General features: G+C 56.8%; 10 protein-coding genes and 1 pseudogene. 9 read left to right on the forward strand and 2 right to left on the reverse strand.

What is annotated here, in order from left to right:
* The first annotated feature begins 202 nt into the window (after positions 1-202).
* From GCWU000341_RS01075 to mfd, 6 genes are all read left to right on the forward strand, one after another.
* Entirely contained in the window at positions 203-1,477 is a 1,275-nt protein-coding gene (locus GCWU000341_RS01075; RefSeq protein WP_009213800.1) for a glucose-1-phosphate adenylyltransferase, read from the forward strand.
* Positions 1,474-2,595 carry a glucose-1-phosphate adenylyltransferase subunit GlgD gene (gene glgD / locus GCWU000341_RS01080; RefSeq protein ID WP_009213801.1) on the forward strand — a complete coding sequence of 374 codons (1,122 nt, stop codon included), beginning with the start codon at positions 1,474-1,476 and terminating at the stop codon, positions 2,593-2,595. Before GCWU000341_RS01075 ends, glgD begins: the two co-directional genes overlap by 4 nt.
* 91 nt (positions 2,596-2,686) lie before the next feature.
* Positions 2,687-2,968 carry a septation regulator SpoVG gene (gene spoVG, locus GCWU000341_RS01085; RefSeq protein ID WP_036599341.1) on the forward strand — a complete coding sequence of 94 codons (282 nt, stop codon included), beginning with the start codon at positions 2,687-2,689 and terminating at the stop codon, positions 2,966-2,968.
* A gap of 176 nt (positions 2,969-3,144) precedes the next feature.
* Entirely contained in the window at positions 3,145-3,891 is a 747-nt protein-coding gene (locus tag GCWU000341_RS01090; RefSeq protein WP_242651587.1) for a hypothetical protein, read from the forward strand.
* 991 nt (positions 3,892-4,882) lie between these two features.
* On the forward strand, positions 4,883-5,455 hold the full coding sequence (gene pth / locus GCWU000341_RS01095; protein ID WP_009213807.1) for an aminoacyl-tRNA hydrolase: 573 nt from the start codon (positions 4,883-4,885) through the stop codon (positions 5,453-5,455).
* Positions 5,456-5,458: 3 nt separating this feature from the next.
* Positions 5,459-8,836, forward strand: a complete 3,378-nt coding sequence (gene mfd, locus GCWU000341_RS01100; protein ID WP_009213808.1) for a transcription-repair coupling factor — start codon at positions 5,459-5,461, stop codon at positions 8,834-8,836.
* Positions 8,837-8,903: 67 nt separating this feature from the next.
* Here mfd and GCWU000341_RS13850 read toward each other — a convergent pair.
* Positions 8,904-9,788: pseudogene (locus GCWU000341_RS13850) on the reverse strand (alpha/beta hydrolase); the annotation flags it as partial.
* Positions 9,748-10,185, reverse strand: a complete 438-nt coding sequence (locus GCWU000341_RS01110) for an IS1096 element passenger TnpR family protein (protein WP_155812554.1) — start codon at positions 10,183-10,185, stop codon at positions 9,748-9,750. The gene GCWU000341_RS01110 and the pseudogene GCWU000341_RS13850, both read right to left, overlap by 41 nt.
* A gap of 255 nt (positions 10,186-10,440) precedes the next feature.
* Between GCWU000341_RS01110 and GCWU000341_RS01115 the strand changes: the two genes are divergently transcribed.
* From GCWU000341_RS01115 to GCWU000341_RS01125, 3 genes are all read left to right on the forward strand, one after another.
* A complete protein-coding gene (locus tag GCWU000341_RS01115) occupies positions 10,441-11,394 on the forward strand; it encodes a type I phosphomannose isomerase catalytic subunit (protein ID WP_040653142.1) in 954 nt (317 codons plus the stop codon).
* Positions 11,395-11,526: 132 nt separating this feature from the next.
* Entirely contained in the window at positions 11,527-12,129 is a 603-nt protein-coding gene (locus GCWU000341_RS01120) for a DUF3793 family protein (RefSeq protein WP_009213812.1), read from the forward strand.
* 162 nt (positions 12,130-12,291) lie between these two features.
* A complete protein-coding gene (locus GCWU000341_RS01125) occupies positions 12,292-12,714 on the forward strand; it encodes a flavodoxin (protein WP_040653147.1) in 423 nt (140 codons plus the stop codon).
* Positions 12,715-13,012: the final 298 nt, after the last annotated feature.

Raw genomic sequence — 13,012 nt, forward strand, 5'->3', positions numbered from 1 at the left:
TCGAAAGGCTTCGGGCGAACTGCACAAGAGGATGCGCTGTTCCCCCCAGGGGAAGGGCGGCATCTTTGTCCGCATTTATCGGTCCATTGCCCCGGGAGCAAAGGGCCGGAGATCTTCGCATTATCTCTGAACCGGAGGAAGGGAGGGGAGTTCTCCCCGCAGCAGCTGTGACGCTAAACTCGATGACCAGAGGGGTGATGATGTGATTAAGAAGGAAATGATTGCCATGCTTTTGGCTGGCGGCCAGGGCTCCCGCCTTGGTATTCTCACGAAGAATGTCGCAAAACCCGCTGTTTCCTTTGGCGGAAAGTATTCTATTATTGACTTCCCACTCAGTAATTGTATCAATTCCGGCGTGGATACCGTCGGAGTACTGACGCAGTACCAGCCTCTCCGCCTGAATGCCCATATCGGCATCGGCATCCCCTGGGATCTGGACCGGAACCGGGGAGGGGTGACGGTGCTGCAGCCCTATGAGTCCCAGGATGACACCGGATTCTATTCCGGCACGGCGAATGCGATCTTCCAAAATATCGCCTATATCGATAACTATAATCCGGACTATGTGCTGATCCTCTCGGGGGACCATATCTACAAGATGGACTACGAGGTCATGCTGGAGTATCACAAGGCGATGAACGCGGGGCTCACCATCGCGGCGATGCCGGTGCCGATGGAGGAGGCGAGCCGTTTCGGGATCACGGTGACGGATGAGCAGAACCGCATCATCGACTTCCAGGAGAAGCCCAAGGAGCCGAGGAGCAATCTGGCGTCCATGGGGATCTATATCTTCAGCTGGAAGCTGCTCCGGGATGCGCTGCTGAAAAACCGGGATGTGCCGGGCTGCGACTTCGGGAAGCATATCATTCCCTACCTCTTCCACCAGGATGCTCCGATCTACGCCTATGAATTCAATGGCTACTGGAAGGATGTCGGCACACTGCAGTCCTACTGGGAATCCAATATGGAGCTGGTCGCGCTCATCCCGGAGTTCAATCTCTACGAGGAGTACTGGAAGATTTATACGCAGACGGACAATCCCGCCCCCCAGTACATTTCCGGAGACTCCCATGTGGAGCGCTCCATCATCTCCGAGGGCTGCGAGATCTACGGGGAGGTCTACAATTCGGTGATCGGGGCCGGTGTGACCGTGGAGGGCGGCGCGGTCATCTCGGATTCCATCATCATGGACAATTCGGTGATCCGGGAGGGCAGCCGGGTCAATAAGGCCATTATCGCCCAGAATGTCAGCATCGGCAAAGGCTGCGTGATCGGGACCGGAGAGTATGCGGATTCCGTCTATGACAAAAGGGTCTATTGCTCGGAACTTGCATTGATCGGAGAGAATTCCGTGATTCCGGATCAGGTCTCGATCGGGAGGAACACGGCGGTCTACGGGAAGACTGCACCGGAGGATTACCCGGACGCCGTGCTTTGGAGCGGCGGCGCGATCATCAAGGAGGACGACAGAATATGAGAGCGATAGGAATTATCCTTGCGGGCGGCAACAACAAGCGGATGAGAGAACTGTCCAACAAGCGGGCGATCTCCGCGATGCCGGTGGCGGGCACCTTCCGGGCCATCGACTTCGCGCTCTCCAACATGTCGAATTCCCATGTGCAGAAGGTGGCGGTGCTCACGCAGTACAATTCGCGTTCCCTGAACCAGCACCTCTCCTCCTCGAAGTGGTGGGACTTCGGGCGGAAGCAGGGCGGGCTCTATGTCTATACGCCCACCATCACGGCGGAGCACGGGGACTGGTTCCGCGGCACGGCGGACGCCCTCTACCAAAACCTTGTTTTTTTGAAATCCTCCCACGAGCCCTATGTCATCATTGCCGCGGGGGATGGTGTCTACAAGCTCGACTACAGCAGGGTCCTGGAGTACCACATCGAGAAGAAGGCGGATATCACGGTGGTGTGCACCGCGCTCAATCCCGCGGACGATGTCTCCCGCTTTGGCTGCATCAAAATGAACGATGAAAGCCGCATCGTGGAATTTGAGGAGAAGCCTGTGGCGACGGATGCGACTACGATCTCCTGCGGGGTCTATGTGATCCGGAGGCGGCAGCTGATTGAGCTTTTGGAGAAGTCCAACGATGAGGACCGCTATGATTTTGTGAAGGACATCCTGGTGCGCTACAAAAATCTGAAGCGCATCTACGGCTACCGTATGAACGACTACTGGAGCAATATCGCATCGCTTCCGTCCTATTACAGGACCAATATGGACTTCCTGAAAAGAGAGATCCGGGATCATTTTTTCAAGGAGGCCCCGGGAGTCTACACAAGGCTTGCGGATAATCCGCCCGCGAAGTATAATCCGGGGTGCAGTGTCCATAATGCGATCGTGGCGAGCGGGTGCATCATCAACGGTATGGTGGAGAACTCTGTCCTTTGCCGAAAGGTTTATGTCGGAAACAACTGCATTATCCGAAATTCCGTCATTTTAAATGATGTTTATATCGGAGACAACAGCGTCATTGAAAACTGTATTGTGGAGAGCCGGGACACCATCCGGGCAAATACGACTTACATAGGGACTCCGGATGACATCAGAATAGTAATTGAAAAAAATGAAAGATATATCATGTGACGGGATGAGATCTGAGGATGGCGGAGCAGCGGGAGCATGCGAAATCACCTTTGATATCCGAAGCGTGGTAGGAAAGGATAGGAGGATAAGTATGCAGGTTACGGATGTACGGGTTCGCCGTGTGGAGAAAGAGGGGAAGATGAAGGCGGTCGCGTCCATCACCTTTGATGAGGAATTTGTCATCCATGATATCAAGGTGATCGAGGGCGAGAAGGGACTTTTCATCGCCATGCCCTCCAGGAAGACAACAGATGGGGAGTACCGCGACATCGCGCATCCGATCCGCTCCTCCACGAGAGAGTTGCTTCAGAGCACGATTTTAAGGACATACCGGGCGGAGCTGGACAGAATCAACGGAGAGAGGGTGCTTTGATTCCCGTTGCTTGGGGCGAGAGGCTCCAGAGGAAGGCCGTGTCGAAAGGCATGGCCTTGATTTTTTTCTGGAGCTCGGTATAAAATGGTCGAACGGATTGTCTGCTGTAGGAGCGGATCGAGGGCAGGATATCGGATCCGTGCTTTTGTCATCCCTATATGCCGGGGGAAGGCTTGATGGGAGATGGAGAGGGTACACTGCGCCCGGATAGGGCTTGGGAGGCGGTCGAAGGGATGAGTCCGGAGAGAAGAGAGAGAGCGGCACTTTTTTGCAACCTGCTTTTGCTTTTGGCGGAGCTGATCGTGGCAAACTCCGCCTTTCACTCAGAGGGGCTCAGGACGCTCCGCTTTTATACGACGGATTCCAATCTGTTCTCGGGTGCGGTCTCGCTTCTCTATTGCTTTTTCTCGCTCCGGAGATTGAATCAGAGCGGGAAGGGGGTGCTCGCCAGGGCCCTGTCCGGGAAGGGGGGAAGACCCGGCTTCCCCGGCTGGCTTCTCTCCCTTCGCTATCTCGCAAGCTGCTGCCTGATGCTGACCTTCTTCGTAGTGTTTTTCGTTCTGGCCCCGGAGAAGGGCTACCTCTATGAGTTTACGGAGGGTACGAAGAGCCTGAGCCATCTTATCGCGCCGCTTCTCTCCCTCTTTTCTCTCCTTCTCTTTGAGAGGGGGGGAGAGATCCCGAGAAGCATGCCGCTTCTCGCCCTGCTTCTCACCCTGTTCTACGGCCTTCCGATCCTCGCCCTGAACGGGATCGGACTTGTGGACGGTCCCTACTCCTTTCTCAAGATCCGGGAGCAGGCACCGGGAAAGACGCTGTTTTGGTTTATTGTGATCCTGTCCGGGAATTTCCTGATCGCAGCGGGAATCCGGCGACTTTTGAGCGTAGAAGTCTGCCATCAGGCAGACTCGGAGCGATCTTGACCACTTCTCGAAGAGAAGTGCCTCCCGAAGGGAGGTCGGCTGAAGCCACCCGGGCGAAGCCGAGTCCTTCGCGAAGCGAAGTCGAGCGTAGAAGTCTGCCATCAGGCAGACTCGGAGCGATCTTGACCACTTCTCGAAGAGAAGTGCCTCCCGGCGGGAGGTCGGCTGAAGCCACCCGGGCGAAGCCGAGTCCTTCGCGAAGCGAAGTCGAGCGTAGAAGTCTGCCATCAGGCAGACTCGGAGCGTCCTTGACCACTTCTCGAAGAGAAGTGCCTCCCGGCGGGAGGTCGGCTGAAGCCACCCGGGCGAAGCCGAGTCCTTCGCGAAGCGAAGTCGAGCGTAGAAGTCTGCCATCGGGCAGACTCAGAGCGTCCTTGAAGAAGCAGCGCTGCACATGCAGATTGGCTCCGCCGCTTTCCCCGCCTGAGCTCAGGCCATCTGCCGCCCCGGTGCTTAGCGATTTGGTCCTGTAAATCGCTTATACACCGCTGGCCGCGGCAGTCGGAGCGGGAGCGTACCTGAAGAAGCAGCGCATCGCTGCACATGCAGATTGGCCCTGCCGCTTTCCCCGCCTGAGCTCAGGCCGTCTGCCGCCCCGGTGCTTAGCGATTTGGTCCTGTAAATCGCTTATGCACCGCTGGCCGCGGCAGTCGGAGCGGGAGCGTACCTGAAGAAGCGGCGCAGCGCTGCACATGCAGATTGACCCTGCCGCTTTCCCCGCCTGAGCTCAGGCCGTCTGCCGCCCCGGTGCTTAGCGATTTGGTCCTGCAAATCGCTTATGCACCGCTGGCCGCGGCAGTCGGAGCGGGAGCGTCCTGAGCCGGGCGGAGAAAGCGGCAGGCAAAGCGGCGGGCGAAATACAAATCCCCATCAGATGCTAGAACAGACGCCGCATTCCCCTTTGCCGCTGCCCTCGAGCAGAGGGAGCCGCAAGTCGGAGGCATATAAAGGACATACAAAGGGCGGGGCAGCCGGAGGATAAGAGGAAAATATGTGGCTGATTTGCGGACTGGGAAATCCGGAGAGAAGATATATCGGGACGAGGCACAATGCGGGCTTTGCCGCTTTGGATCTCCTCCTCCATGAGCTCGGGGACCTGAAGCTCTGCGACACGAAGTTTCAGGGAGCCTGTGTCAAGACGCGATTTTTCGAGGAGAGTCTCCTTCTTTTAAAGCCCCTCACCTATATGAATGAGTCCGGGAGATGTATCGCACCGCTCTCGAATTTTTACAGGATTCCGCCGGAGAGGATCATCGTGATTTCCGATGAGATCGAACTTCCCCCGGGGCAGATCCGCGTCAGGGCGAGAGGCTCTGCGGGGGGGCACAACGGCCTGAAATCGGTCGTCTCCTGCCTCGGCACGGAGAACTTCCCCCGGGTTCGGATCGGAGTCGGAGAGAAGCCGGAGTACATGGATCTCGCAGACTATGTGCTCGGGAAAATCCCGCCGGATGAGGAGAAAACGATGGCGGAGGCCTATCAAGAGGCGGCGGAGGCCTGCCTGGATATTATATCGAAGGGCGTGGACAAGTCGATGAATCTGCACAATGCGAAGAGGAAATAAGAGATGCTGAATCCCATCCTGAACACGGGGACGTATAAGGAACTGAAGGGGCTTCTCTCCGAGGGAGGGGGGCCGCTTTTTCTGAGCGGCGCCGTGGATTCCGTAAAGGCGATGCTCAGCGCGGCTCTTTCCGCCTCCGGCTGGGGGATGCTGGTCCTCTCCTCGGAGCAGCGGGCGAAGAGCTTCCTCCGAGAGCTTCGTTCCCTCACGGAGCAGAGCTTTTATTATCCGGCGAAGGACCTTCTCTTTTATCAGGCGGATACACAGGGGACACTCATCACGAGGCAGAGGGTGGAGGCCCTTTCCCACCTCACGGAGGATGAGAGCGGGATCCTGGTCACGACGATCGATGCCCTGATGGACAAGATCTGGGATCGGGAGAGCTTTCAGGGCGCGGTGCTCCGTCTCGCCCCGGGGCAGATCCATGAGCTCAGTGCGCTCTCGAAAAAGCTCACTTCCCTCGGCTATCAGCGCCTCCCCGCAGTGGAGGCCATGGGAGAGTATTCTCTCAGGGGAGGGATCCTGGATATCTATCCGTTTACGGCGGAGAACCCGATCCGGCTTGAATTCTGGGGCGACGAGATCGACAATATCCGTTCCTTTGACCTCCTCTCCCAGCGCTCTGTCGAGAAGCTCGACGAGGCGGAGATCTGCCCGGCCGCGGAGAGGGGCTGCGGGAGGAAAGGGGATGCGAGTCTTTTGGATTATCTTCCGGAACATGCCCGCATCTTCCTGGATGAGCCCGCAAGACTCCGGGAGCGGGGAAGGATGGTGGAGGCGGAGTTTAGCGAGAGCTGCCTTGCGAGGGCGGATTCGGAAAGCCCTTTTCCTCGAGAAGAGGAGGGGGTGGATTCAGATCCCGCGGAGCTGATCTACAGCGCAGATTCCGTTATGGAGCGGCTCTACAGCGGGAGAAGTCTCTCCTTTTCGACCCTTGGGAATAATCTGGAGGCGCTCTCCGGAGGGAAGGAGGCGAGGACTCTCTCCTTTCCCAGTGCCGAGATCGAGAGCTACCGGAGCCGCTTCGATTACCTGATCCGCGATATCCGGAAGTGGCAGGAGGAGAAATATGCCCTGATCCTTTTTTCGCCCGGAAGGACAAGGGCGTCGAGGCTTGCGCAGGAGCTTCGGGACTACGGCATCCGCGCCTATTGTCCGGATGAGGGGGAGCTTGAGCAGGAGGAGAACCGGGGCTCGGTCCGCGTGCTTTCCGCCTACCTTCACACGGGATTTCTCTCCGACCGGGAGAAGCTCGCCGTCCTCACGGAATCGGATCTTTTCGGGCAGAGCAGGGAGCTCACGAAGCGCCGGAAGAAGAAAAAGTACGAGGGACAGAGGATCGCGAAGCTCTCGGAGATTTCTCCCGGGGACTACGTCGTCCATGAGAGCCACGGCATCGGGATCTACCGCGGCATCGAGCGGATCAGCACAGACGGCGTCACGAAGGATTATATCCAGATCGAGTACGGGGACGGAGGCAGGCTTTATCTCCCCGCGACGAAGCTGGAGGGCATACAGAAGTACGGGAGCTCGGAGGGGGCGGCGCCGAAGCTGAATAAGCTAAACGGCTCCGACTGGCAGAAGACGAAGAGCCGGGTCCGGCATGCCGTGAAGGAGGTGGCGAAGGAGCTCGTCGCACTCTACTCTGCGCGCCAGAGCGCTTCCGGGCACCGCTTCCCGGAGGACAGCGTCTGGCAGAGGGAGTTTGAGGAGCTTTTTCCCTATGAGGAGACCGCGGACCAGCTTCTTGCGATCGAGGAGACGAAGGCGGACATGGAGAGCCGGAAGATCATGGACCGACTGATCTGCGGAGATGTGGGCTATGGAAAGACGGAGGTCGCGCTCCGGGCCGCCTTTAAATGCGTGCAGGATTCCCGTCAGGTGGCATACCTTGCGCCGACGACGATCCTGGCCCAGCAGATTTACAATACCTTTGTAGAGAGGATGAAGGGCTTCCCCGTCAATGTGACCCTGCTCTGCCGCTTCCGGAGTCCGGCGCAGATCAAAAAGTCGATCGCGGATCTCAAGGCCGGGAGAGCGGATATCGCGATTGGCACACACCGCCTTCTCTCCCGGGATGTCGCCTTCCGGGATCTCGGTCTTTTGGTGGTGGATGAGGAGCAGCGCTTCGGGGTCTCCCATAAGGAGAGGATCAAGAATCTGAAAAAAAATGTGGATGTCCTCACGCTGACCGCGACGCCGATCCCGAGGACGCTCCACATGTCTCTCGCCGGAATCCGCGATCTCTCGGTGCTGGAGGAGCCTCCGATCGACAGAAGTCCGGTGCAGACCTATGTCATGGAGTACAATGAGGAGCTCATTCGGGAGGCGGTTCGCCGGGAGCTCGCCCGCTCCGGACAGGTCTATTATGTCCATAACCGGGTCAATAATATCGAGGAGGTCACGAGGAGGGTGCAGGCCCTCGTGCCGGAGGCCCGCGTCGCATTCGCGCACGGTAAGATGAATGAGGGACAGCTCGAGGAGATCATGCTTCGCTTTATCAACGGAGAGATCGACGTCCTCGTCTCGACGACGATCATAGAGACCGGCCTGGACATCCCGAATGCGAATACCCTCATCATCAATGATGCAGACCGGATGGGGCTCTCCCAGCTCTATCAGATCCGGGGGAGAGTCGGGAGATCCAGCCGGACAGCCTATGCCTTCTTTCTCTACCGCCGCGGAAAGCTCCTCAGCGAGGAATCGGAGAAGCGCTTAAAGGCGATCCGGGAGTTCACGAAGCTCGGTTCCGGCATACGGATCGCCATGCGGGATCTGGAGATCCGGGGCGCCGGAAATGTGCTTGGTGCGGAGCAGCACGGCCACATGGAGGCCGTGGGCTATGAGCTCTACTGTAAGCTCCTCTCTGAGGCCGTACAGAAGGAGAAGGGAGGGGAAGAGCCCGAGGAAGCGGCGAAGACCCAGATCGAGTGTGAGCTCGACGCCTACCTTCCGGACAGCTATATCCGGGATGAGACGCAGAAGCTTGACATTTATAAGCGGATCTCTCAGATCTGTGGAGAGGAGGATGAGCTTGATATCCGGGACGAGATGATCGACCGCTTCGGAGAGCTTCCGGCGCAGGCGGAGAATCTCCTCGCGATCGCAAAGCTGAAGGCCCTCGCCGCATCCTGCTTTGTGACAGAGCTCTATGCCGGACGGGGAGAGTACCGGCTCCGCTTTCAGAGGAACGCGGATATCCGTGTGGAGAAGCTCCCGGAGCTCATCCGGCTCTGCCAGGGACAGCTTCGCCTTTCTAATGGTCCGGAGCCTCTCCTTTACTTCCGGCAGAGGGATCCGAGGGAGCGCTGGAGCACGGAGAAGACGATGGAGCACATCGAGGGGGTTCTGAAGGAGATCCGGAAAGGTTCTCCTTCATAAGCCGGAGCACTAAGTCCCAGCCCGCTCTTGCCTCCCTGCAGACCGGAAAGAAGGGATAGCAGTGGAACATCCCCTTCCCGATATGGAGATCGCATTTTACGCCGCAGCGCTTCAGCCTTTCCGTCAGGGAAGGCGCGCAGGCGGAGAGCGTCTCATCGCCCCCGTAGAGGAGGGAGACCTTCGGGCCATTCGTAAAATCCCCTCTTTGCAGCCAGATCATATAGTCTGGGACATCGTCCCTGCCGCAGCGCATGATCTCAGTCACCGTCCTCATGTACTGCGCGGGGATCAGGATATCCCGCCTATCAAGCTCCTGCATCCTCTTCCATTCCTCCTCGCCGTCCGGGCAGCTTCCGGGGGAGACCGCCATGATATATCCCGGCATGGGGACATCGCGGCGGCCGTCATTGATGTAGGGAACCATCCCGAGCGCCAGAGCGCCGCCGGAGGAGCTCCCGAGCACGGAGATATGCGAAGGGGCATAGCTTTTCAGCATCATTTGATAGCTCTCATGGATCATCTGGTAGGCCCTTGTCACAGGATACTCCGTGCAGAGCGGATAATAGGGGACAAAGACATCGAGGCCGCTCTCCTTCGCAAAGCGCAGAGCCTTTTTGATCGAGCCCGGCCTTGGAGGAGAGATCATCCCGCCTCCGATGAGGAATAGATTGGCCCTGCCGCTTGCTTTTTTATGGATCAGCCTGAGAACGGGGAAGCCCATTACCCTCACGAGGCTGATCTCAAAATCGGGGTCGCTGAGTCTTGGGATGTGGTTTTTCGCATTTTTCCTTCGCTGCCTTTCGAGCAGCTTCTCCGCATTTTTCTCCTCCCATTGCTTCTTCAATCCGAAGGCCTTCACCAGCCCTCTGAAGAGCGCGTATTTGACAGACATGGTACCTCCTTTTTGTCGCCTAGTCCTCCTCCCAATCCTCCTCGTCCCATTCCTCCCCATAATCGGGATACTGCTCGATCTCACCCTTCGCCTTGATAATAACGGGACTGTGATAGGCGTCGGTCTCAGAGATCTGCATCACATGGATCGTGAACATCCAGTCATCCCCGAAGTCATAATGCAGCGAGAAATTCTGACCCTTGTGCAGGCCGAGACTGCCGATTGCCTCCGCAGTGGAGGGTCCGCCGTCCCCGGGATCGGACTGATAGTTGTCGTCTTGATACATTTGATTATTCATGCAAAACTCATACAGGTGTTCCTTCGAGAAAGCGAAGGCCTCCAGTACAGCATCGCAGAGCTGATCCAGGGTATCCTGTCCGCAGATCTCGAGATTTCGGTATACCTTATGCCCAAGACCGGCCGGATAGACCTTCAGGCGGTATTGTATCTTTGCCATTTGCATCCTCCTATGATAAAACTTGATTTAAGTATAAGTCCCCGCTCCTTTGATGGCAATACGAAGAGATGGAAATGATGGGCCTGATATCAGAAGGCATGCGGCCATTCTTCTCACAGCTTTGATCGAAGAGCTGAGAATTCATGAATTATAAGCGCTGCGGGAGGCTGCGGATTCAAAAGGATCCGGAACTTACGGAAAACGGAGGATAGGATTCCTGAAAAGATGGGGAAAGGGAGGGCGGAAAGGAAGGATATGTCGATTTTAAAGTTGGAGCCTGCGGTAAAGGATTACCTCTGGGGAGGGCATCGGCTGGTAGAGGAATATCATGTGAATTACAGCGGCCCGGTCTGCGCCGAAGCCTGGGTTCTGAGCTGCCACCCGGACGGGCCGTCCGTCATAGCAAACGGAGAATATAAGGGAAAGACGCTCCCGGAGTATATCCAAGAGAAAGGGAAGGAGCTTCTCGGAAGCAGCTGCCGGAGATTTGAATATTTTCCTATCCTGACGAAGCTCATTGATGCGAAGGAGAATCTGTCGATCCAGGTGCATCCCGATGATGCCTATGCTCTTAAGCATGAGGGGCAGTACGGAAAGACGGAGATGTGGTATATCCTGGATGCGGAGCCGGGGGCCTTTTTGTATTACGGCTTCCAGAGAGAGCTCTCTTCCGAGGAGTTCGAGGAGAGGATCCGGAACAATACCCTGCTGGAGGTCCTGCATAAGCTCTATGTAAAGAAGGGTGACAGCGTTTTCATAGAGGCCGGCACAGTGCACGCCATCGGAAAGGGCATCCTCCTGGCGGAGATCCAGCAAAATTCCAATGTGACCTATCGGGTCTATGATTACGGCCGCATCGGAAAGGACGGAAGGCAGAGAGAGCTCCACATCCGGCAGGCAAAGGATGTGACAAGGCGGCTTTCGCCGTCCCGGAGAGAGACGGACTATCCCCATGTGGCGGACTGCGGATATTTTACGGTGGACAGACTCTTTCTGGACGGAGAGCACGGCGCAAGGATCTCCGGCACGGTGGACAGCACGAGCTTCCTGCATATCCTGATTCTGGACGGGGAGGGAAGGATCAGCTGCGGAGAGGATGCTATGCCTTATAGAAGGGGAGACAGCTTTTTCCTCCCCGCATCCTCCGCTTCCTGGACACTGGAGGGGAGCTGCGACGCTCTGCTCAGCTTTGTCCGGCCGGGAAACTGAGAAGTGCAGCGCATATCATCTTTCTCTTTTTCCCTCTGGACAAAGTTAGATACAGCTAATATAATTGGCTGGTAGGTTAGAAAAAACTAACTGATTGCGCTGGGTTCACGGCGGAGAGGAAGAGGAGAGGAAATGGGGGATGCGGGGGATTGCCTGGAGCAAAAGCTTCGGGAGCTGGTCTGTCTGAATGCTCCGGTGATCACGGGTTTAAAGCCCTGCGGGATTATCAGTGTCTCGGAGAGAGAATATTTTGCTCTGTCCCGGCTCTTTTCCGGTGGTGCGATTTCTCTGCTTCCCCTGTATTCCGGGCGGAGAGTGACCTTTCTCTTTTATCGGGAGGAGAGGCTCTCCGAGCAGCTTTCCGATCCGGAGCTCAGAGCGCAGCTTCTGGAGCTGGCCCCGTCCTATGGGGAGTTCGGCCCCGCACTTTCTGCGCTTCTCCGCCATTTCCGGGAGAGGTATCTCCGCTATAAGCGGGGAGAGCAGGGATTTCCGCACGAGCTCGGCCTCTTCCTCGGCTATCCTGCGGAGGATGTGCGGGGCTATCTCCTGCACGCGGGAACCGGGGCGAAGCTCTGCGGCTACTGGAAGGTCTATGGAGATGTGCGCGCTGCGCTTCGGACCTTCCAGGCCTATGATGTCTCTGTCCAGAGCTTCTTCTTAATGGCGGGACATGGCGTGCCTTTGGAGCAGCTGCTTTCGCTCTGTCCCAGGAGAGAAAGCTCCGTCGCCTGATCTTCTCTATGATTGTTGCTTTTGCAACACAAGATGGAGGGGAGAGGCCTATACTAGGATACAGAAGGAACAAAGGACTGATTCGGAGGGAGAAAGCCGGATCACGATGCTTCCGCCGCGGAAATGGGGAGCGGCGGAGAGGATGAAAGACAGGAGGGAAATATGATCTATGTAGCTTACTGGAGCGGAACCGGAAACACAGAGGCGATGGCAAATGCGGTCAGCGAGGGAGTGCAGAATGCGGGCGGTGAGGTGAAGCTCGTTTCCATTTCCGACATCTCTGCGGCGGATCTGAAGGATCAGGCGGTCTTTGCCCTCGGCTGTCCGGCGATGGGAGACGAGGTGCTGGAGGAGAGCGAGATGGAGCCCTTCTTCGCGGAGCTGGAGAGCTCTCTTTCCGGAAAGAAGGTCGGACTTTTCGGATCCTACGGCTGGGGAGACGGAGAGTGGATGCGGAACTGGGAGGAGCGCGTGAAGGCCGCGGGAGCGAGCCTGGTTTCGGAGCCCGTCATCGCAAATGATTCGCCGGACGATGCCGCTTTGGCAAGCTGCAAGGCTCTGGGAGAGGCACTCGCAAAGGCATAAAAAATAAAAGGGGAAAAAGAGATAAAATAAAAAAGCTTTTGGTTTAGCTTAGGGGCTGTCGCACTAAGTGATTAGTGCGGCAGTCTTTTTCATCGGATGAAATCCGGCCATTCAGCCGGATTTCTCTTATAAAAAACAAAGACCCGGACTTCGAAAAGTCCGGGCTTTATTGTAAAATAATGGTATGCAAACCCCATTACATTTACAGCCCGATTATACGACATATCGAGGCTATTATCAAATCAAACTTCCATTGGAAACGGAACACATGATCCCGGCTGATGACCCGGTCCGCCTT

This window comes from Oribacterium sp. oral taxon 078 str. F0262 (genome assembly GCF_000160135.1).
Classification (GTDB): Bacteria; Bacillota; Clostridia; order Lachnospirales; family Lachnospiraceae; genus Oribacterium.